Origin of the sequence: Streptomyces sp. T12 (genome assembly GCF_028736035.1) — a bacterium.
Classification (GTDB): Bacteria; Actinomycetota; Actinomycetes; order Streptomycetales; family Streptomycetaceae; genus Streptomyces.
The window spans coordinates 687986-709604 of record NZ_CP117866.1 but is presented as its reverse complement, the minus strand read 5'-3'; the positions used below and the strand labels follow the sequence as shown (position 1 = coordinate 709604).

Below are 21619 nucleotides of genomic sequence, written 5' to 3'. Positions count from 1 at the left end.
AATCCTGTGGGCATGTCCCGCGATCACGTGCAGTCCGCCTCGCGTTCCGCCGCTGCCGGAGCGTCCCTGAGCAGCGCCGAGACGCCGTTTCTCGAGCTGCTGGCCAGGGGTGCGTCCGCTGACGCCTACGAGCAGCCGGTGCTGCTCGCCCGTGCCGAGGGCAGACCGACCGAGCGGATCGTCGCCCTCGAGCAGGCCAAGCTGCTCGCGCTGCGCGTGCGCTCCGAGCTGGAAGGGCGGCGCCGGCGGGAGGCCGAGCTGTCGGCCCTCTTCGAGACCGCCCACGACCTGGCCGGTCTCCGGGACCTGGACGCCGTACTGCAGGCGATCGTGCAGCGCGCCCGGTCGCTGCTCGGCACGGACGTCGCCTATCTCAGCCTGAACGACCCGGCCAGGGGCGACACCTATATGAGGGTGACCGAGGGCTCGGTCGCCGCCAGGTTCCAGCAGTTGCGGCTCGGCATGGGTGAGGGCCTCGGCGGACTCGTCGCGCAGACCGCCCGCCCCTACGTCACCGACGACTACTTCAAGGACGACCGCTTCCAGCACACCCTCACCATCGACGCCGGCGTGCGCGACGAGGGGCTGGTGGCCATCCTCGGGGTGCCCCTGATGCTGGGGCACCACGTGATCGGCGTTCTCTTCGCGGCGGACCGGCGCGCCCGGGTCTTCGAGCGGGAGCAGATCGCGCTGCTCGGCTCCTTCGCCGCCCTCGCCGCGGCCGCCATCGACACCGCGAACCTGCTCACCGAGACCCGCTCGGCCCTCGCCGACCTGGAGCTGGCCAACGAGATCATCCGGGACCGCAGCGGAGTGATCGAACGGGCCTCGGACGTGCACGACCGGCTCGCCGAACTCGTGCTGCGCGGTGGCGGGGTGCACGACGTGGCCGCCGCGGTCTCCGAAGTCCTCGACGGCATGGTCGAGTTCACGGAGGCCGCCGCCGCACCGGCCCAGGCGCTGGAGGCATCCCGCGCCGAAGGCCACGCGGTACGGCACGACGACGACTGGATCGCCGCGGTGGCCGCAGGTGGCGAACTGCTCGGCGCGCTGGTGCTGTGTGGCCACCCAGGCCTCGACCCCGTCGACCAGCGCACCTTGGAGCGGGCCGCGATGGTCACCTCGCTCCTGCTCCTTGCCCGGCGCTCCGCCGCCGAGGCCGAACAGCGCGTGCGGGGCGAGCTGTTGGACGACCTGCTCGACGCCCGCGACCGTGACCCGCGTCTGCTGCGCGAGCGCGCGGCGCGGCTGGACGCCGACCTCGACGCCGGGCATGTCGTGCTTGCCGCGCGCCTCGACGCCGTCGCGGCCGACGCCGACCAGGAGGCGGCCGCACGCAGACGCCTGTGGTCCGCCGCGTCCCACCTCGCCGCGACCCGGCACGGCCTGGCTGCAGCCCGCGACGGTGGCACGGTGCTGCTCCTGCCCCTCGAAGCGGGGGACACCGCCACCGACCTGGCCCGCCGCACCGCCCGACATCTCGGCACAGCCGTCCATGAGGCGGTCACCGTCGGCGCCTCCGCCCCGGTCGAGGACCTGGCCGCCCACCCGGACGCCGTCGCCGCCGCCTACGAGGAGGGCCGCCGTTGCCTCGACGCCCTACGGCTGCTCGGCCGCTCCGGGGACGGCGCCGCCGCCGAGGACTTCGGCTTCCTGGGGCTGCTGCTGGCCGGGGACCGGGACATCGCGGGTTTCGTCGACCGTACGATCGGTCGGGTCGTCGCGTACGACGAACGGCGCGGCACCGACCTGCTGCGCACCCTCGACGCGTACTTCGCCTGCGGGATGAGCCCGGCGCGCACCAAGGACGAACTGCACGTCCATGTGAACACGGTCGCCCAGCGACTGGAGCGCGTCGGCCGCCTCCTCGGCGACGACTGGCAGAGCCCCGCCCGCGCGCTGGAGGTCCAACTGGCCCTGCGGCTGCACCGGTTGTCGGCACCGGGACAGCGCTGACCCCCGTACGCACGGGCGTACGGGGGGGCGGTTCCAGGGGACTTGGCCGGGTCGGCCAGAGGTCAGACGGTGCGCGCGTCCGCCGCGCGGGCCGCGGCGGGCTCTGCGTCGGTGGGGGACTCGATGTCGGCCAGATCCCGGTGGCGGGTCTCCTTGGCGGCGCCCACTGCGATCACGGTCAGGACGGCCGCGGCGATGACGTACAGGGCGATCGGGGTGGAGCTGCCGTAGTCGGACAGCAGTGCGGTGGCGATGAGCGGTGCGGGCGCGCCGGCCGCGACCGAGGCGAACTGGGCGCCGATGGAGGCACCGGAGTAGCGCATGCGGGTCGCGAACATCTCGGAGAAGAAGGCGGCCTGGGGCGCGTACATGGCGCCGTGCAGTACCAGGCCCACGGTCACGGCGAGGATCAGGTTGCCGAAGCCGCCGGTGTCGACGAGCGAGAAGAACGGGAACATCCACAGCCCGATGCCGACCGCGCCCAGCAGGTAGACGGGACGGCGGCCGACACGGTCGGACAACGCCCCCCAGGCCGGAATGACGGCGAAGTGGACGGCGGAGGCGATCAGCACGGCATTGAGTGCGGTCTGCTTGGAGACGCCGGCCGAGGTGGGGGCGTAGACGAGGATGAACGCGGTGATGACGTAGTAGCTGATGTTCTCCGCCATGCGCGCGCCCATCGCCACCAGCACGTCACGCCAGTGGTGCCGCAGCACGGAGACCAGGGGCAGCTTCTCGGCCGCCGCCGCGTGCGCGACCTTGCGCGCCTCCGCCTGGGCCAACGCCTGCTTGAAGACGGGCGATTCATCGACAGACAGACGAATCCACAAACCGACGATCACCAGCACACCCGAGAGCAGGAACGGTATCCGCCAGCCCCATGTGGTGAAGGCGCCGTCCGACAGCAGGGCCGTCAGAAGGGACAGCACGCCGGTTGCCAGCAACTGGCCCGCGGGCGCTCCGGTCTGCGGCCACGAGGCCCAGAAGCCGCGTCGCCGCGCGTCCCCGTGCTCGGACACCAGCAGCACGGCCCCGCCCCACTCACCACCGAGGGCGAAGCCCTGCACCAGGCGCAGCACGGTCAACAGCACGGGCGCGGCTGCCCCGACGGTCGCGTGCGTCGGCAGCAGCCCGATCGCGAAGGTAGCCCCACCCATCAGCAGCAGGCTCAGCACCAGCAACTTCTTGCGGCCGAGACGGTCGCCGTAGTGCCCGAAGACCAGTGCTCCCAGCGGCCGGGCGGCGAATCCGACGGCGTACGTCAGGAAGGACAGCAGTGTGCCGACGAGCGGGTCGGAGTCCGGGAAGAACAGCTTGTTGAAGACGAGGGCGGCGGCGGAGCCGTAGAGGAAGAAGTCGTACCACTCGATGGTGGTGCCGATGAGGCTGGCGGCGACGATGCGCTTGAGGTTGCCGGGTGGTGGGGGAGCGGTGGTTCCGGAGGCCATGTGCGCCACTTCCTCGTGTGCGGTGGGGACGGGTACGTGTTGGCACACCGTAGAAACGTGCAGGTCAGGCGCACATGTGGTGGGACGACATAGTTCGGGGCGTGGCTATGCGTTGGACCACCATGCCGGCTCGCGGAGCGGCGGCTGAGGGGCTTGGAGACTGGCGAAATTTGCGCTGTCCGGGAAGTGTAGTTGGGGGTGATTTGACGGTGGTGTGCTGACTCCCGTGCTGGTTTCGTGCTGACTAAATTCCCATGTCATCACCCGTGTTCGTCTCTCCCGTGCTGACTTGGTGCTGACTACGCTCCGTAGAACTCGGGCATCAGGGGCGGATCGGGCCCAGAGCTGCGCTGCGGCAGGCGACTCGAACGAAGGCCAAACCGGTCGATGCGACTCGGTTGCCGGGCGGGTGAGCGCGGGGCCGGGATTTGATTTCGGTGGGCGGTCGTCCCAGTAGATTCTTCGTCTCATGGTGGTACACGCTGTCGGTAACGACTGAATCGTGGTTCTGGATTACTTTCAGTGCCGGAGCCACGGAGGGTCACCACAAGCGCGACATGAACGGCCGTGAGTGATGTGCTCCTCCGGGACCTGTGGTTCCACAAGGCCGAAGGCGTCGTAGTTGATGACGAGTTGGTGGTCGTACGGGCCACCGTGTCAGCCGAGCGCCGAGGAGTTCATCGCTCTGCTGACGAAGGAGCAGGGCAAGCCGCGCGCCGGGGCCGAGTGGGAGGTGTACGGCTCCGTCGCCTGGTTCCGCGACCTCGCCAAGCAGTCCCTGCTCGACGAGGTCGTCGAAGACAACGACTCGCGCCGGGTCGTGACCCGCTACACCCCGGTCGGTGTCGTCGGCGCGATCGTGCCCTGGAACTTCCCCATCCTGCTGATGGTGTGGAAGATCGCTCCCGCGCTCGTCGCCGGCAACACCATGATCGTCAAGCCCTCTCCCTTCACGCCACTGTGCGACCTCAAGCTCGTCGAGGTCATGCAGGACCTGCTGCCCCCGGGCGTGCTCAGTGCCCTCTCCGGCGATGACGACCTGGGCAAGCGGATCACCAACCACCCGGGCATCGACAAGATCGCCTTCACCGGCAGCACCGAGACCGGCAAGCACGTCATGCGGTCGGCGGCGGGCAACCTCAAGCGTCTGACCCTCGAACTGGGCGGCAACGACCCGGCGATCGTCCTGCCGGATGTCGACCCCGCCAAGGTGGCACCGCAGCTGTTCTGGGCGGCCTTCCAGAACAACGCCCAGTTCTGCAACGCCAGCAAGCGGCTCTACATCCACGAGGACGTCTACGACGAGGTACGCGACGCGCTCGTCGACTACGCCCGCACCGTCAGGGTCGGCGACGGCGCCGAGGCTGACACTCAGCTGGGCCCCATCCAGAACGCGCCCCAGTTCGAGAAGGTCAAGGAGTACTTCGCGGACTGCAAGGACAACGGATACACGTTCGCCCTCGGGGGTGAGATCGACGACTCGGCACCGGGTTGGTTCGTCCCGGTCACCCTGGTCGACAACCCGCCCGAGGACTCCCGGCTGGTGCAGGAAGAGCCGTTCGGGCCGATCCTCCCGCTGCTGAAGTGGCGTGACGAGGAAGACGTGATCGCCCGCGCCAACGACACTCCTTTCGGTCTGGGCGCCACCGTCTGGGGCAAGGACCTTGAGGCGGTCCAGCGGATCGGCCGGCAGATCGACGCGGGCACGGTGTGGCTCAACGAGGTACACCAGTACTCGCCCCACCAGGTGTTCGGCGGGCACAAGCAGTCGGGTATCGGGGCCGAGAACTCCCTGCACGGTCTCACCGAGTACACCAACTGGCAGACCATCACCCTCAACAAGACCGAGGGAGCCGTCTGATGCCACAGACCACTGCCGCCGTACTGCGCTCGACTGCGGCGCCCCTGTCCATCGAGACCATCGAGGTGGAGGCACCGCGGGACGACGAGGTGCTGGTCAAAGTGACCGCCTCCGGGATCTGCCACACCGACCTCGGAGTGATCGCGGCCGCCGAAGCGGGACAGCTGCCGCTCATCCTGGGCCACGAAGGTTCCGGCATCGTGGAGCAGGTCGGCGCGGCCGTCACCGATGTGGCGGTCGGTGACCACGTCGTGCTCAGCTACGCCTACTGCGGAACCTGTACCAATTGCAAGACCGGCACGCTCGTCCATTGCCGCGACTTCATGGCCCTGAACTTCGGGGGCGCCCGCGCCGACGGCACCACCGCCTACAGCGCGGCAGGCCTGCCCGTACACGGCCACTTCTTCGGCCAGTCCTCCTGGTCGGCGCACGTGATCACGACGCCTCGCAACATCGTGAAGGTGGACCGCGATCTGCCGCTGGAGCTGCTCGGCCCGCTGGGCTGTGGCATCCAGACCGGAGCCGGTGTGGTGCTGAACACCCTTGATCCGGCGCCGGGCAGCTCTTGTCGTCTTCGCCGCCGGATCGGTCGGCCTGTCGGCGATCATGGCGGCGAAGGTGGCCGGCTGCCCGACCATCATCGCTGTCGACCCGCAGCTCAGCCGACGTGAGCTGGCCCTGGAACTCGGCGCCACCCACGCCGTCGATCCCAAGCATGAGGATCCTGTCGAGGCCATCACACGCATCACCGAGGGCGGAGCTGACTATTCAGTCGACTGCATCGGCTTCCCCGCCGTCGTACAGCAGGCACTGGAATGCCTGAAGTCCCCCGGCATCTGCGCCTCGGTTGGTTTCCAGGGCGCCGACAACGAGATCACCATCAACCAGGGCCATCTGCTTTTCGGCCGCTCCCTGGTCGGAGTCATCGAAGGCGACGCCGACCCGGACGAGTTCATTCCGCGCATGATCTCGCTGTACCGAGAGGGCAAGTTCCCGTTCGACCGGCTCCTCCAGGTCTTCCCGCTCGCCGAGATCAACGAGGCGATCGACTCCGCACACCACGGCAAAGTGACCAAGGCCGTTGTGAGGTTCCCAGCATGAACGCATTGAACCGCCCCGGGGACATCGTGCCGTACGCGGCCTCCCGGTACGCGGACAAGACTGCTCTGGTCACCCCGACAAGAACGCTGACGTTCGCCGAACTCGACGACCTGACCAGCCGGGCAGCCAACGGGCTACGGCGTAGAGGGATCACGCCGGGACGGACGGTCTCCCTGTACGGCCCGAACAGCTGGCAGTGGATTGTCGCGTACCACGCGATCCTGCGCGCCGGCGCGGTGGTCAACCCGATCAACGTCATGCTCACTCCGCCTGAAGTGGCATTCGTCCTGAACGACTGCCAGGCTGTCGCAGTCCTCACCGCGGCCGAGCGGCTGCCGGATTTGCGTACGCTCACCTCGGAGATCGACAGCGTGCAATGCGTGCTGGCGCTCGACGGAACGGACGAAGACGCATTCAGTCGGCCGTTCGCCGAAGAACCGCTCGAGCAACCGACACTGGTCGAGCCGACCTCGCTGTCCACCATCGGCTACACCTCCGTCACCACCGGCCATCCCAAGGGTGCCATGCAGTCGCATCGCGCCGTCCTGCTCAACTGTGCACTCACTGCGACCATGCACGGGCACACCAGCAGAGATGTCGTCGTCACCGCGCTCCCGGCAACCCACGTCTACGGCAACGTGGCCATCAACGGAACGCTGCTGGCCGGAGGCACGGTGGTGCTCATGGAACGCTTCGCGCCCGACCAGGCACTTGCCCTGATCAGCGAGCACCGTGCAACGATGTTCGAGGGCGTCCCGGCGATGTACGCGATGCTGCTCGCTGAACCGGCGGTGCGCGAGGCGGACCTCACCTCGCTGGACCGGTGCACTGTCGGCGGGCAGACCATCGCCGAGAGCACGATCGAGGCATGGGAGCAGCGATCAGGTGCACCGCTGATCGAACTCTGGGGAATGACGGAGATCTCCGGGCTGGGCACGACGCACGCCATTGATGCACCTCCAGTCCACGGCTCAATCGGGATCTCGCTGCCGGGTCTCGAGGTCCGGGTTGCCGACCTCGGCGACGCCACGCGTGACGCGCCGGTCGGTGAACCAGGCGAACTCATGGTGCGCGGACCACTCGTGATGATGGGTTACTACGGGAACCCGACGGAAACGAAGAAGACCATCGAGCCCGACGGCTGGCTGCACACCGGCGACATCGCCTATGCCGACGACAGTGGTCACTTCTTCGTCGTGGACCGTCGCAAGGACCTCATCATCACGGCGGGCTACAACGTCTATCCCGCCGAGATCGAACGGGTGATCTCTGCGCATCCCGCCGTCGCCATGGTCGGGGTCGGAGCCGTCACCGACGACGTCAAGGGCGAACTCGCCTGTGCCTGCATCGTGCTTCGTGCGGGCATGAAGCTCAGCGAAGAGGAGATCCTCGACTTCACTCGAGACCGCCTGGCCGCCTACAAACGGCCCTGCCGGGTCGTCTTCGTCTCTTCGCTCCCCACTACGTCGAGCGGCAAGATCATGCGACGAAAGCTCCTGGAAGCTCCTCGGGCAGAAGCGTAACCACCTCCGTGGCCGATCCGCGCCTACGAGCGGGTCGGCCGCCCCTACCACTTGATGGAGTTTGAATGAACGTGGCCAACTATGAGGAGATCAGCCAGCCGTAAGGGCATGCCTGGGCAACTGCGAGCCCGGGCCCCGCCCCGCTTGCGGCACGAATATGGCCGCCGACGCCTGTGCCGAGAGCACCGCGCTCGCCGATGCCATGCACAGGCCCGGCGCGGGGCATTGACGCAGCACCCTCCGCTGCCCCGGCCTGGCGTGAGCTGCCCACCAACTACCGATGAGGAGCATGTCGAACGCAGGCCCGAGGAAGCCGAGTCCGGCGCCGAAGCCTTCCGGTGTCGGACTCCTTTGCGCATGGGGGCGATGAGGACCTCAGAGGGAGGAGGCGATGCGTGCGAGCCGCGCCGGGCCACGCAGTCCGAGGCGGACGTGGTGCACACCGGCCCCCGACAACGTGGGCGCTCACGTAGCGAAGCCGTGGGGCCCGGCCGTACCCGGGAGAGCGTGAGCACCACCAGTGCCGGACCAGCCTGGCCCATCCAGGCGACGCCGTGCAGGGCCTCGTGGTCGGTACGAAACCGCGACGGCCAGGCGCTCGGCCGCGGGTGTGGACTGGTGCAGGGATCCCATCTTTTCGTCGAGGGTGAGCCGCGACGGAAGGTCGTCGATGCGCTCCGCGAACGGCAGCTGCGATCGCGGAACGGCTGTGGTGTGTGCGGCGTATGTGCAGACACGTGGGATTCTCTTGAGGCGGAGCGGGGTGCGCATTCGAAGCGCTTCGATGCTCGTCAGGGTGCTGGGGGAGTGTCAAGAGGTCGACATCGTTGCCTCAAGCAGGGCATGCGGGGGAGGGCCTCCTGCACCTCGGAGGAATCTTGGAAGTGACCCTTGTGTACCCCCAAGCCTTCACTTAACCTCACTGCAACATCGAAGCGCTTCGACTACGCATTACGTCGCAGTAATGGGATGTCCCCTTTCAGCTCAGCCAGTTCCAGTCAAGACACCGCAGCCGACGGCCCACCGCCGGGTGTCCAGGTGCGCCATGAAGGGTTGACGCAATGACGCCGAACGCCGCCTCCGCCTCCTCCGGACCGAGTCGGAGAAGCTTCCTCGCCTCCACAGCGGTCGCCACCGCAGCGGTGGCGGGAGGGATGCCGCTGCTTGCCGCCTGCGGTGGTTCGGGCGGCGGGTCGCGTGAGGGCACCACGTCGCGTAAGGATGCGGACAAACTGCTTCCGACGTACGTCGCCAGCACGGTCGCCAAGCCGGACCTTCTGTCGAAGAACGGCTCGTCAGCCGGCTACATCAGCAAGGTCGACCTCGCGGCCCTCGCCTCCTCGGTCCCGAAAAAGCTCGGCACCGGCGCTCCCCTCAAGATCATGTCCCCGCTCTGGGGCACTCCGCCGAAGCCCGGGTGCGCGTATTACACGGCGCTCGACGCGGCGGCGGGCACCAAGGTCACCTGGCAGAACCAGGACGGCAACACCTACGGCGAGAAGCTCGGCGCGGTCCTCGCCTCCAGCTCCATACCCGACATGGTGGTTGTGCCGAGCTGGGAGCTGGTCGGCAAGATCTCCAACGCGGTCACCGCGAAGTTCATGGACCTCGGCCCCTACCTGGCGGGCGACAAGGTCAAGAAGTACCCGAACCTGGCCGCCATCCCCTCCGACGCCTGGCGCATGGGCATCTTCGGCGGCGCCCTGCGCGGCATCCCGATGCCCGCCGCCGCCACGCCCGGCATCGTGCCCTACTACCGCAAGGACATCTTCGACAAGGAGGGCTACAGCGTTCCCAAGTCGACCGATGAGTTCCTCAGCTGGGCGAAGGAGGCCACCAGCGCCAAGGCCAAGGTGTGGGCCTGTGGTGACATGAGGTGGTCGGCGGCGGCCTTCTTCGGTCTCCTCCCCGCCGGGACGCTCGGCTGGAACATCGGGGACGACGGCAAGCTGACGTACCGCCACGAGCATCCTGAGTACCTCGAACATTTGGAGTGGGTCCGCAAGCTGTTCGCCGCGGGCGTGGTCCATCCCGACGACAAGGCCAACACGGGCGACCCCAGCCAGCGGTTCACCGCCGGGCAGATCCTGGTCTTCAACGGCGACATATCCGCCTGGTACGGCAAGACCACCGAACAGGCCGCGTCCAACCCGGACTTCGTGATCGAGGGCATGGACTACTTCGGCGCCGACGGCGGCGACCCGACGCTGTACGCGGCCCAGCCCGCCGGTATCTGGTCGATGATCCGCAAGGGCGCTTCGAAGGAGACGGTCGAGAACGCGCTGGCCGCCGCCAACTTCGCGGCCGCGCCTTACGGCACCAAGGAGCGGATGTTCGTCGACTACGGCGTCGAGGGCACCCACTACACGGTCAAGGACGGAGTCCCGGTCAAGAACGACCGGGGTATCCAGGAGGTGAACAACGCCTGGGTTCTGCTGGCGGCCCCGGCTCCCTACCTGGCCCACCCCGACCTCCCCGAGATCACCCGCAAGCAGGTGGAGTGGCAGCAGCGGCAGGGTGCCTTCATGAAGAAGACGTCCACGTTCGGCATGAACATCGTCGAGCCGAGCCGCTACGCCACCCTCTCCAGCCAGTTCGAGCAGCTGGAGATCGACTTCGTGCGGGGCAACAAGAAGCTGTCCGACGTGCAGCAGGCCATCTCCACTTGGAAGTCCTCCGGCGGTGACAAGCTGCGCGACTGGTACAAGAAGCTCCTCGACAAGAACGGCAGCGGCAACTGATGTCGCTCACGGCCGGGAGCAGGCCTGACGGGACTCGTCCCCCCGCGGCGGTCGCGGAACCGACGGCCACGGTCGCCGCAGCCACCGTGAAGGAGAGCGTTCCGCGCAAGGCCGGCAAGGCGGGCAGGGTTCCTTTCCGGGTGCGGTGGCGCCGCGACCGCACGCTCATCGTGATGACGTTGCCCGTGATCGTCCTGCTTCTGATCTTCAACTACGTCCCGTTGCTCGGCAACGTCGTCGCCTTCCAGGACTACGACCCGTACGCCGCCGGCAACGGCATCACGGCGATCTTCCACAGCCCCTGGGTGGGGGTGGAGCAGTTCTCGCGGATGATGGACGACCCGTTGTTCTGGAGCGCTACGAAGAACACGATCGTGCTGTTCGTGCTCCAGCTGGTGTTGTTCTTCCCGGTCCCCATCGCTCTCGCGCTGGTCATCAACAGTGTGATCCGGCCGAGGGTGCGGGCGGTGGCGCAGGCGATCATGTATCTGCCGCACTTCTTCTCCTGGGTCCTGGTGGTCACCGTCTTCCAGCAGATCTTCGGCGGTGCGGGCATCATCGCGCAGACCCTGGAGCAGCACGGCTGGAGCGGTTTCGACCTGATGACCAACGCGGACCTGTTCAAGTATCTGGTCACCGCGCAGGCCGTGTGGAAGGACGCCGGCTGGGGGATCATCGTCTTCCTCGCGGCGCTGGCTGCGGTCAGCACCGACCTGTACGAGGCCGCCGCCATGGATGGCGCGGGGCGCTGGCGGCGGATGTGGCACGTGACGCTGCCCGCGCTGCGCCCGGTGATCGCGCTGCTGCTGGTGCTGCGGGTGGGTGACGCGCTGAGCGTGGGCTTCGAGCAGTTCCTGCTCCAGCGGTGGGCGGTCGGTGCGGGGGCCAGCGAGGTCCTGGACACCTATGTGTGGAACATGGGTATCCAGAACGGCGACTTCAGCTATGCGGCCGCGGTCGGCCTGGTCAAGGGAGTCATCGGAGTGTGTCTCGTGCTGGGTGCGAACAAGGTCGCGCACCTGCTCGGCGAGCAGGGGGTGTACAAGAAGTGAGCCTCAACACGCAGCTCGTCCGCAGCCTGAAGGCTCCCGCCCGCCCGGTGTGGGAGGAGCCGCCCAGCAAGGTCGGACTCACCGCCAAGAGCGGCTTCCTGGCCCTGTGCTGCCTGGGGGTCCTCGGCCCGCTGTGGATCGTGATCGTCACCAGCCTCTCCCCGAAGCCGGTGATCGACCGGGTCGGCGGTCTCGTCGTAATCCCCCAGGGCATCACCTTCGTCAACTACACCGAGCTGCTCAGCGGGGGCCAGGTCAGCCGGGCGATCATGGTCTCGGTCGGGGTGACGCTCGTCGGCACGCTGTTCTCCATGGCGGTGTCGGTGCTCGCGGCCTACGGTCTGTCGAGGCCGGGGAGTCTGGGGCACCGGTTCTTCCTGATGACCATGATGGCGACGATGTTCTTCGGCGCCGGGCTCATCCCGACGTATCTGCTGGTGCAGTCGCTGGGGCTGACCGACACGTATCTGTCGTTGATCCTGCCGAGCGCGGTCAGTGTCTTCAACATTCTGGTGCTGCGGGCGTTCTTCATGGGGATCTCGCCCGAACTCACCGAGTCCGCCCGGATCGACGGGGCCGGTGACCTGCGGATCCTGCTGACCGTCATCCTGCCGCTGTCCCGGGCGGTCCTGGCCGTCATCTCCCTGTTCTACGCGGTCGGGTACTGGAGCGCCTGGTTCAACGCCTCCATCTATCTCACCGATCAGCAGATGATGCCGCTGCAGAACGTGCTCATCCAGCTGGTGCAGAAGAACACCGAGGCGCCGACAGGGCTTCAGCAGGCGGTCCGCACCGGTCAACTCTCCGCGCTGGGCCTGCAGATGGCCGTCATGGTCCTCGCGCTGATCCCCGTCGCCGTCGCCTCCCCCTTCGTCCAGCGCCACTTCAAGAAGGGCATGCTCACCGGCGCCATCAAGGGCTGACGCCGGTGTAGTTCATTTCGCGCCACAGGCCCATCGGTTGTCTTTTGTCTGCCGCGGCCTCGTGGCTGGTCGCGCAGTTCCCCGCGCCCCTGAGTGGGTATCCGCATCCCCCTTTCGTAAGAACGAGGTAGGTCATGCGCACGTCCCAGCCCAGCAGAAGAACCGTTCTCGCCGGCACCGCGGCCGCCGCCGCCCTCACCGCCCTCCCGCCCCTCGCCGGGCAGGCGGCCCTCGCCGCGCCCGCAACCGCCGCCGGCGGGGCCTACCGCTGGCGCAACGCCGTCCAGGGCGGCACCGGATTCATCACCGGCGTCCTCTTCCATCCTTCCTGCCGCGGCCTCGCCTACGCCCGCACGGACATCGGCGGCGCCTACCGATGGGACGACCGGACCGACCAGTGGATCCCGCTCACGGACCACCTCGGCTGGGACGACTGGAACCTGCTCGGCGTCGAGGCCATCGCCGTCGACCCCGCCCACCCGAACCGGGTGTACCTGTCCCTGGGCGCGTACACGCAGTCCTGGGCCGGCAACGGGGCCGTGCTGCGGTCCGAGGACCGGGGCGCCACCTGGAAGCGCACCGACCTCACCGTCAAGCTGGGCGGCAACGAGGACGGGCGGGGATGCGGTGAACGGCTCCTGGTCGACCCGCGCAACTGCGACACGCTGTGGCTCGGCACCCGGCACGACGGGCTGCTCAAGTCGACCGACCGCGGCGCCACATGGCAGCCCGCGGACTTCCCGGCAACCCCGAGCGCCACCGGCCAGGGCGTCACCTTCCTCATCGCCGCGGGCCGTACCGTCTACGCGGGCTGGGGCGACTCCGACGGCACCGCAGGCAAGCCCAAGCTGTACCGCACCTCCGACGGCACGACCTGGGAGGCCGTCCCCGGGCAGCCCACCGGCGCCGCAGCCAAGGTCCCGATCCGCGCCGCGTACGACCGCCTCACCCGCGAGCTGTACGTGACGTACGCCAACGCCCCCGGCCCCAACGGGCAGTCGGACGGCAGCGTGCACAAGCTGCCTTCCGGCAGCGGGAAGTGGACGGATGTCACCCCGGTGAAGCCGGGTGGGACGGCGACGGACGGGTCGGCCGACGCCTTCGGCTACGGCGGTGTCGCCGTCGACGCCCGCCGCCCCGGCACGGTCGTCGTCTCCACGAACAACCGCTGGGCCGAGATCGACACCGTCTTTCGCTCCACGAACGGCGGCCGCACCTGGACGTCCTTGAAGGACGGGGCCGTCCTCGACGTCTCCGAGACCCCCTACCTCAAGTGGGGCCAGGACAAGCCCAAGTTCGGCTGGTGGATCCAGGCCCTCGCCCTCGACCCGTACGACTCGGAGCACGTCGTCTACGGCACCGGCGCGACCCTCTACGGCACCCGGGACCTGAAGAACTGGGCCCCGCAGATCCGCGGCCTGGAGGAGGCGTCCATCCGCCAGCTGCTCTCGCCGCCGACCGGTGAGGCCCACCTGCTCAGCGGTTCCGGGGACATCGGCGTGATGTACCACGAGCGGCTCACGGCGTCGCCGTCGCGCGGCATGGCGTCGAACCCGGTGTTCGGCACCTCCACCGGCCTGTCGCTGGCCGCGGCCAAGCCCTCGTACGTGGTCCGGGCGGGCTGGAGCGACCACGGCAACGGCGCCTACTCGAACGACGGGGGCAGGACCTGGGCCCCCTTCGAGGCGCAGCCCGCCGTCGCTAAGGACGCACCGGGGCCGATCGCCACCAACGCCGACGGCAGCGTGCTGCTGTGGTCCTTCGGCACGGCGAACCCCGGATACCGCTCGGCCGACAACGGCGCCACCTGGTCCGAGGTCGCCACCTTCCCGAAGGGCGCCGCCCCGGTCGCGGACCCCGTCGACCCGACCCGCTTCTACGCCTTCGACACCACCAACGGCACGCTGTTCACCAGCACCGACAGCGGCCGGACCTTCACCGTCCGGGCCACCGGCTTGAGCTCGCCCGACAGCGAGTCCCAGCTGACGGCTGCCCCGGGCCGCACCGGCGACCTGTGGCTCAGCCTCAAGACGAACGGGCTCTACCGCTCGACCGACGCAGGCGCGACCTTCGCCAAGGTCAGCAGCTGCCACGCCGCACACACCCTTGGCTTCGGCAAGGCCGCCAGGGGCGCTTCCTACCCGGCGATCTACATGGTCGGCGCCGTCGACAGCTTCAACGCCATCCACCGCTCCGACGACGAGGCGAAGACCTGGACGCGGATCAACGACGACCAGCACCAGTGGGGCTGGACCGGAGCCGCCATCACCGGTGACCCAAGGGTCTACGGCCGGGTCTACGTCGCCACCAACGGACGCGGCGTGCAGTACGGGGAGCCCGTCTGATGCCCGACCTGCGTGACGCCACCCGCGGCCGTCTTCTCTTCGGCGGCGACCACAACCCCGAGCAGTGGCCCGAGGAGACCTGGCACGAGGACGTCCGGCTGATGAAGGAGGCCGGGGTCCCGCTACGGCATCCTGCCGGCCCGCCTGCCGCACTACATGCGCACCTCTCCACCCTCCCGAACCGGACGCCCTGCGCGACCTGCTGGCCCGCATCGCCGACGGCGCGGGCGTCCCCCCGGTAATCGACGGCCTCCCCGAACAGGTCGAGGCAGTACGCCGGGGCGAGCTGCTGTTCGTGCTCAACCACGGCCGCGAACCCGTGCCCGTCGAGGTGCCCGGCACCCACCACGACCTGCTCACCGGGACGGACGTCACGGACCGGGTCACCCTCGGCCGCTACGACGTGGCGGTGCTCCGGCCATGACCCGAACCCGGCCGCCCGCACCCTGGTACGGCCGGGCGGCGATCAGTCCCGCTGATTCAGCAATCACTCGCAAAAGAGAGGAAACTCCATGAGAAAGTCTGGGATCCTACCCCTGATCACGCTTGTCGCCGCCGCGTTCGGGCTGACAGCGGCAGGTGTGGCCCCTGCCTCCGCCGCCCCCAACACGCCCTTGCGGGTCATGCCGTTGGGTGACTCGATAACGTGGGGTGTGGGAAGCAGTACGGGCAACGGCTACCGGGCGCCGTTGTGGGACAAGCTTGCGGCGGACGGCCATCCGCTGGACTTCGTGGGCACGGTGCGGGGCGGTTCGATGTCCGACCCGGACAACGAAGGCCACTCGGGATACCGCATCGACCAGATCGCCGCACTCGCCGACGCCTCGCTGACCCGCTACCGGCCCAATGTCGTGACGCTGCATATCGGCACCAACGACCTCCAAGGGGCTTCCGAGGTCGACACCGCCATCGCCCGGCTGAGGTCGCTGGTCAACCAGGTCACCGCCGACGTCCCCGACGCAACCGTCCTCGTCGCCTCCCTGGTCGTGTCCACCAGCAGCTCGGAGGAGCGGTGGCGGGGCACGTACAACCAGGCCACCCGCCAAATCGTCAGCGACGCACAGGCTGCGGGCAAACGCGTCGCATTCGTCGACATGAGCAGCTTGACCACGGCCGACCTGGCCGACCCCCTGCATCCCAACGACGCGGGCTACCAGAAGATGGCCGACGCCTTCCACCGCGGCGTCCAGGCCGCGGACAGCGCAGGGTGGCTGAGGAACCCCGCGCCCGCCCCTGCACGCGTGCAGTCCGGCATCGCCGGCAAGTGCATGGACGTCAACGGCGCCAACACCGCCGACGGGACCGCCGTCCAGACGTGGAGCTGCGGCGACAGTGCCAACCAGTACTGGTCCGCCTACACCGACGGCACCCTGCGCTCCATGGGCAAGTGCCTCGACGCCGCCGGCGGGGCCACCGCCAACGGCACCAAGGTGCAGCTCTGGTCCTGCCACGGCGGCGCCAACCAGGTCTGGCAGCCCTACAACGGCGGTTACCGCAACCCCGCTTCGGGCCGCTGCCTCGACGTTCCGGGCTCCTCCACGGCCGACGGCACGCAGCTCCACCTGTGGGACTGCAACGGCGGCGCCAACCAGAAGTGGACCACTCTGACCGCGGGATGACCCAGCACCCGGGATCTGAACCTTTTCCGGACTCAGATCCCGGAAGAAAGGCACCGAGGTTCGGCCCGGAGACGTCCTCGGCTCCGGTACCTGCGGTGCACCATCGGGAACCGGCGCGGGCGGGGAGGGGCGGGGACGTCACCCCCGAGCCGAGCCGTCGCGTCGATCTTCCGGCGGAGCGCCGGCCCCGACCGACCCGGTTCCTCCAGGCGGAGCCGGATCTCGCCGTCCGCCATCCGCACCCCGCCGCGTCTCTACGCGCCGGCGGAGGAGCCGCTCCGTGCGGCGTGAGGGCCGATCGCGGCTCTGACCAGCCGCCTCTCGAAGGACAGGAGTATCTGTTCGAGATCCGTCGCGTCGAACGACGTCGCATCCGTCCCGAGACTGATTCCGGCCGTCTCGGACATACCCCACACATCGAAGCAGAGCTTTCCGGAGTTCGTGTCGACGGGTTTGGGGAATCGGCGGTAACGGCTGGATGCCATGGCTCGTTCGAGGTCCTGCTGTTCGCTGTCCGCGCGAGCCCGGATCAGCGTGCGGGGCGCTATGGGGCGGACGTTGACCACGTACGGGTTGTGTGCGGAGCGGCCCAGTTCGGCCGAGACCTCGTCCAGGGACCTGGCGTAGCGGTCGGGCTCTCGCAGGCTGACGGAGGAGGATCTGACGAGTGCCGCGTCGACGGCCCGGCACAGCGCCGGGAACCGGTCGCTGCCCAGGGACGTGTCGACCGGGACGAGGGCCCTGCCGGCGATATGGGCCACCGCCTCGCGGGCGAAGGCGGTCTGCCGGTTGGCCATCACGGTGTTGAACACGCAGTTGCCGATGCCGACGTGCTCGGCGAGCGCGCACGCGTATGCGGCTTGCAGCACGGCGGCCACGGATGTCCGGTACTGCTTCGCCAGACGGGCTGCCGCCAGCGCGACCGCCGCCGAATCGAGGCATACGAAGTTGTAGACGGCGTCCCCGTCGCGGCTCGCGGGCGCGAGGAGTTCGGGCATGGCGGACTGACGGAGCATGGCCCGGTCATGGGTGTCGACACGATGGGCGTGCCGCAGCCCCGAGGGGCTGGTTTCGAAGCTCGCGATCTGCCGCGGCTGCCACCCCGAACCGAGGTCGGCGCCCGGATCGGCGGCCAGTCGGGCTATGTTTTCGGCCACGATCCGGGCGGCTGTCGTGTCCGCCGAGAAGTGGTGCAATGACAGCGCGATGTGGATGGGCCTGCCGTCCACGGTGATGACGGCGGCCCGCAACGGCAGGTCGTCCGGGGCGAATCCGGGCTCGGCCAGCCGGAGGGTGAAGACGCTCAGTTCGTCGTAGGTCGGTGGGGCGTCGGAGGCGTACTCGTCGACCTGGAGCACCCCGGAAGCCACGACGACCGCGCGCGGGTGCCCGTCCGCGTCACGTGGATACAGCGTGCGCAGCGCCTCGAAGTGGGCCATGACCGCGGCGAAGGCATGCAGCACCGCGGCCATGTCGGACGTGCCGTCGAGTGGTCGACCCATCCGTACGTTCCTGTTGCGGGGGCCGTGGAGATGGGGGTGGCATCCCTCGTGTTCATGGGCCCTCTGCGACCAGGTCAGTTCATGTTCTCCGGCGGAGCCGGAGACGAAGACGACGTCATGGCGTGCGATCTGTCGCATACCCGCCCCGGCCCTCCTCCGGTACGTCGCCCCGTGTTCAGACAGAGGATAGATCCGCGCGGGCCACGTGCGTCAATGCTCGGAACCTGCGGAACGCGGCGGTGGACCGTTCTCCTACCGCGTCCCACCGGTCGTTATCGCGTCCCGCCGGCGATCGCGGCCAAATGGACACCGCCCCGCAGAACGAGATGCAGGTCGTGCACCCCGGTCACCTCCGCCGGCATCGGTGCGCTGACCGTGTGCCAGTCGTACCGGCCGTCGGTGTCGGCGGGGACGTGGAGGCCGGCGAGCAAGGTGCCGGTACCGGGACCGCCGTCGGCGTAGATCTCGACGGTCGCGTCCCCCTCCGTCGCGCGGGACACCTCGGCCGTGATGACACGCGGTCCGTCTGCCGGGCCGCCCAGGTCGACCGAGCGGTAGCGCAGTCGGCAGTGGATGTCACCGGTTGCCGGCGTGACCGCCTCCCCCTGCTCCCGGGTGGCGTCGACGAGCGTGCCGCCCACGCACTCGTCGAAGTCGAGGGCCTCCAGACGTCCGCCGATGAGGCCGCGGACGGGGAGGGCCGGCCCCGTCACGGTGAAGGGCGCTGTCAGGGCGATGGCTTCGGCCGAGTGCCCGATCAGGATCTCGTACTGTCCCGGGTCCACGGCGAAGGCGCCGGCTGAGACGGACCAATGGGCCAAGGCCGCGACAGGCACACCGAACTCCAGCCGCCGCCGTTCACCGGGGGCGAGGGAGACCTTGCGGAAGTCCGTCAGTCTGCGCCTGGGCGCGCGGTGGCGGGCGGCGAGCGCGCGGGTGTAGAGCTGCACGGTCTCGGTGCCCGGGCGCGTTCCGGTGTTGGTGAGCTCGACGCTCACGGTCAGGGTGTCGTCCTGTGCCGCTTCCCGGGCGGACAGCCGCAGGTCGGAACAGGCGAAGCCGGTGTAGGACAGGCCGTGCCCGAAGGGGTACAGGGGTGCGGCCTCGTGGTACTGGTACGTCCAGCCGGCGGTGATGATGTCGTAGTCGAGGCGGCCGGGCAGCGGATCGTCGCCGCGGTACCAGGTCTGCGGGAGACGTCCCGAGGGTTCGGCCTCGCCGAGCAGGATCGCGGCGAGTGCCCGGCCCGTCTCCTGCCCGCCGTGGGAGGTCCACACCACGGCGGGCAGGTGCTCGTCGGCCCAGTCGACGGCGTACGGGTAGCTGCTCATCACGACCAGCACCGACTCGGGGCGCTCGATGGCCACGGCGCGCAGCAGGGCCTCCTGGGTGGGCGGCAGTGAGATGCCGGTACGGTCCTCGGTCTCGCGGCCGTTGATGTGCGGGTCGTTTCCGAGGACGACCACGGCGACGTCCGCCGAGGCGGCGGCCGCGACGGCTTCGGCGATTCCGTCCCTGACGACCGTTCGGGTCCAGCGTTCCGCCTTCTCGGGGGCTTCGGCGGAGAGGGTGACCCGGCCGGTGGCCTGATCCACGGCGGCGTATCGGCCGTTGCTGATGTTGCGCAGCAGTTCCGTGCCGTCCGGCTGGGGTTCCAGCCGGAAGGTCTCGTGGACGAACCAGCCGTTCGGCTGCGTCTGGTCGGCGGCGAGGGTGAGGTCGCCGTCCCTGAGGGTGATGTAGCGCTCCGTACGCGCGTTGCGGAGGGTCAGCACGCCTTCGCCCCAGTCGAACAGGTCGTGGCAGGCGCTGTCGCCGGACTCCTGCTCGTCGGTGGAGGCGCCGGCCACCATCGGCCCGCCGGGGTCGAACGCGGGGACGCGCAGTCGGCCTCCGGTGGAGGCGGCTCGCAGCGTGATCCGGTCCACTCCCTCTGCACGGACCAGTTCGGCGCCGGCCTCCTTGAGCGCCGTCTCCAGGCCGGTGGCGACCGTGATCCGGTACGGCATGGTGCCGCTGTACCAGTCCTCGAAGAGGGTATCCGTCAGCGGGCCGACGAGCGCCACGCGCCGGCCGGGGGCCGGTGACAGCGGCAGTGCCCCGTCGTTCTTCAGCAGCACCACCGACTCGGTGGCGGCGCGCAGGGCGAGCGCACGGTGTGCGGGGCTGTCCACGACGTCGTCACGGATGCCGGCGTAGGGGTCGAGGTCCGGATCGAACTCGCCGAGACGGAAGCGGATCGACAGGTGGCGTCGCGCGGCGCGGTCGATGTCGGCCTCCGTGAGCAGCCCGCGGTCGACCGCCGTGCGGAGTCTGTCGAGGGTGACGCTGCCGTCCTCGCCCATTTCAGTGATGCTGTCGACGCCGGCGCGTACCGCCGCCGCATGGGAGGTGGGGTGGTCGTCGAAGTACTGCTCCGAGTCGGCGAGGTTGGTCACGGCTCCGGCGTCGCTGCAGACGAACAGCTCGTGGCCGGTGGGCTCGGCCCAGCGCCGTACCTCGGTCTCCAGCAGTGGACTGACATGGCAGGGGCGGCCGTTGATGAGGTTGTAGGCCGGCATGACCCCGGTGGCGGCGCCCGACTCGATGGCCGGGCGGAAGGCGGCGAGGTCGTATTCGTGCAGCACCCTGGGCGGCACCACGGAGGAGGTGAGGTCGCGCTCGTCCTCGTTGTTGTAGGCGAGGAAGTGCTTGAGGAAGGGTGCCGTTCGCAGGTAGACCGGGTGGTCCCCGGCCAGCCCGCGGCAGTAGCTGACGGAGAGCCGGCCGGTGAGTAGTGGATCCTCCGCGTACCCCTCCTCGTTGCGGCCCCAGCGGGGATCGCGCAGCAGGTTCACCACCGGTGCCCAGACCTGGAGGCTGTGCCGGGGGCCGTCGACGGCGGGGCGCTCGTGGAAGGCGCGGGCCTCGGTGCCGACGGCTGTGGCGACCTCGTGCAGCAGTTCCTCGTCCCAGGTGGCGCCCAGGCCTATCGCCTGTGGGAACACGGTGGCCGGCCCCAGCCAGGACACGCCGTGCAGGCCTTCGGTGCCGGTCTTGAAGGGGGCCAGCCCGAGGCGCGGGACTCCTGGTGAGTACTGGTAGAGCAGCTCGATGCGCTCGTCGAGCGTCAGTCGGGAGATCAGGTCGTCGACTCGCTGTGCGAGGGGTAGCGCGGGGTCGCGGAACGGCAGGTCGGTGGTGGGCGGCTCGGGGGGTGTGGCGGCGGTACTCACCTGAGATGTCCCTTGCAGGAGGTCGAAGGAGAAAGGCGTCGGAAGCGTGGAGACTGCGCGCCCGGGCGGCATGCGGCTTTCCTCGATCTTGCTGTCATGCAGTCGAAGCGCTTCGACGTTGGCATGACGCCGAGTCGTGTGTCAATCACAGGTCACTCAGCCGTCCCAAGTCGTCTTTCCGGCGTTGGCGTACATCTCTGAGAGGTCGTCCAAAAGGCCAGCTCACCTGGGTCAAAGCCGTATGGAGGGCGGGGGAACCGTCGCCCTCGACCGTGTCTGTTACCGGAAAGTGACCTTGACGGCCCGTTGTCGTGCCCGGAAACACAGTCTTAG

Annotated in this window: 13 protein-coding genes and 2 pseudogenes; 11 read left to right on the top strand and 4 right to left on the bottom strand. The window is 69.0% G+C overall.

Going from position 1 to position 21619, the window contains the following annotated elements; translation table 11 throughout:
* Positions 1 to 12: 12 nt before the first annotated feature.
* Positions 13 to 1956 (top strand): GAF domain-containing protein, encoded by a 1944-nt coding sequence (locus PBV52_RS03175; RefSeq protein ID WP_274236714.1) that lies wholly within the window; start codon positions 13 to 15, stop codon positions 1954 to 1956.
* Positions 1957 to 2018: 62 nt separating this feature from the next.
* On the opposite strand, the gene PBV52_RS03170 is transcribed toward PBV52_RS03175, so the two are convergent.
* The gene (locus tag PBV52_RS03170) at positions 2019 to 3404 is read right to left on the bottom strand and encodes an MFS transporter (protein WP_274236713.1); all 1386 of its coding nucleotides are present in this window, start codon (positions 3402 to 3404) and stop codon (positions 2019 to 2021) included.
* A 625-nt stretch (positions 3405 to 4029) separates the two neighbouring features.
* Between PBV52_RS03170 and PBV52_RS03165 the strand changes: the two genes are divergently transcribed.
* The 4 genes from PBV52_RS03165 to PBV52_RS03150 are packed head-to-tail and all read left to right on the top strand — an operon-like array spanning position 4030 to position 7889.
* Complete coding sequence (locus tag PBV52_RS03165) at positions 4030 to 5265, top strand: aldehyde dehydrogenase family protein (protein ID WP_274236712.1); 1236 nt, start codon at positions 4030 to 4032, stop codon at positions 5263 to 5265.
* The gene (locus PBV52_RS03160; protein WP_274236711.1) at positions 5265 to 5936 is read left to right on the top strand and encodes an alcohol dehydrogenase catalytic domain-containing protein; all 672 of its coding nucleotides are present in this window, start codon (positions 5265 to 5267) and stop codon (positions 5934 to 5936) included. Before PBV52_RS03165 ends, PBV52_RS03160 begins: the two co-directional genes overlap by 1 nt.
* Positions 5872 to 6366 carry a zinc-binding dehydrogenase gene (locus tag PBV52_RS03155; protein WP_274236710.1) on the top strand — a complete coding sequence of 165 codons (495 nt, stop codon included), beginning with the start codon at positions 5872 to 5874 and terminating at the stop codon, positions 6364 to 6366. Before PBV52_RS03160 ends, PBV52_RS03155 begins: the two co-directional genes overlap by 65 nt.
* The gene (locus PBV52_RS03150; protein WP_274236709.1) at positions 6363 to 7889 is read left to right on the top strand and encodes a class I adenylate-forming enzyme family protein; all 1527 of its coding nucleotides are present in this window, start codon (positions 6363 to 6365) and stop codon (positions 7887 to 7889) included. Before PBV52_RS03155 ends, PBV52_RS03150 begins: the two co-directional genes overlap by 4 nt.
* 530 nt (positions 7890 to 8419) lie before the next feature.
* Here PBV52_RS03150 and PBV52_RS51590 read toward each other — a convergent pair.
* Positions 8420 to 8626, bottom strand: a pseudogene (locus tag PBV52_RS51590) (hypothetical protein); the annotation flags it as partial.
* 324 nt (positions 8627 to 8950) lie between these two features.
* On the opposite strand from PBV52_RS51590, the gene PBV52_RS03145 reads away from it, so the two are divergent.
* The 6 genes and pseudogenes from PBV52_RS03145 (at position 8951) to PBV52_RS03115 (ending at position 16569) form a co-directional block, all read left to right on the top strand.
* A complete protein-coding gene (locus PBV52_RS03145) occupies positions 8951 to 10630 on the top strand; it encodes an extracellular solute-binding protein (RefSeq protein WP_274236708.1) in 1680 nt (559 codons plus the stop codon).
* A complete protein-coding gene (locus PBV52_RS03140) occupies positions 10630 to 11682 on the top strand; it encodes a sugar ABC transporter permease (RefSeq protein WP_274236707.1) in 1053 nt (350 codons plus the stop codon). The genes PBV52_RS03145 and PBV52_RS03140 overlap by 1 nt, the downstream gene beginning before the upstream one ends.
* A complete protein-coding gene (locus PBV52_RS03135) occupies positions 11679 to 12605 on the top strand; it encodes a carbohydrate ABC transporter permease (RefSeq protein WP_274236706.1) in 927 nt (308 codons plus the stop codon). Before PBV52_RS03140 ends, PBV52_RS03135 begins: the two co-directional genes overlap by 4 nt.
* Positions 12606 to 12739: 134 nt before the next feature.
* Positions 12740 to 14950 carry an exo-alpha-sialidase gene (locus tag PBV52_RS03130; RefSeq protein WP_274236705.1) on the top strand — a complete coding sequence of 737 codons (2211 nt, stop codon included), beginning with the start codon at positions 12740 to 12742 and terminating at the stop codon, positions 14948 to 14950.
* Positions 14950 to 15374 (top strand): annotated as a pseudogene (locus PBV52_RS51585) (Beta-galactosidase C-terminal domain). The gene PBV52_RS03130 and the pseudogene PBV52_RS51585 overlap by 1 nt, the downstream one beginning before the upstream one ends.
* 88 nt (positions 15375 to 15462) lie before the next feature.
* Positions 15463 to 16569: a ricin-type beta-trefoil lectin domain protein gene (locus PBV52_RS03115; RefSeq protein ID WP_274236704.1), complete on the top strand. Its 1107-nt coding sequence runs from the start codon at positions 15463 to 15465 to the stop codon at positions 16567 to 16569.
* A 254-nt stretch (positions 16570 to 16823) separates the two neighbouring features.
* On the opposite strand, the gene PBV52_RS03110 is transcribed toward PBV52_RS03115, so the two are convergent.
* Together PBV52_RS03110 and PBV52_RS03105 are read right to left on the bottom strand one after the other, a co-directional pair.
* Positions 16824 to 18071 (bottom strand): condensation domain-containing protein, encoded by a 1248-nt coding sequence (locus tag PBV52_RS03110; RefSeq protein WP_274236703.1) that lies wholly within the window; start codon positions 18069 to 18071, stop codon positions 16824 to 16826.
* A 272-nt stretch (positions 18072 to 18343) separates the two neighbouring features.
* The gene (locus PBV52_RS03105) at positions 18344 to 21286 is read right to left on the bottom strand and encodes a glycoside hydrolase family 3 protein (RefSeq protein WP_274236702.1); all 2943 of its coding nucleotides are present in this window, start codon (positions 21284 to 21286) and stop codon (positions 18344 to 18346) included.
* Positions 21287 to 21619 lie beyond the last annotated feature (333 nt).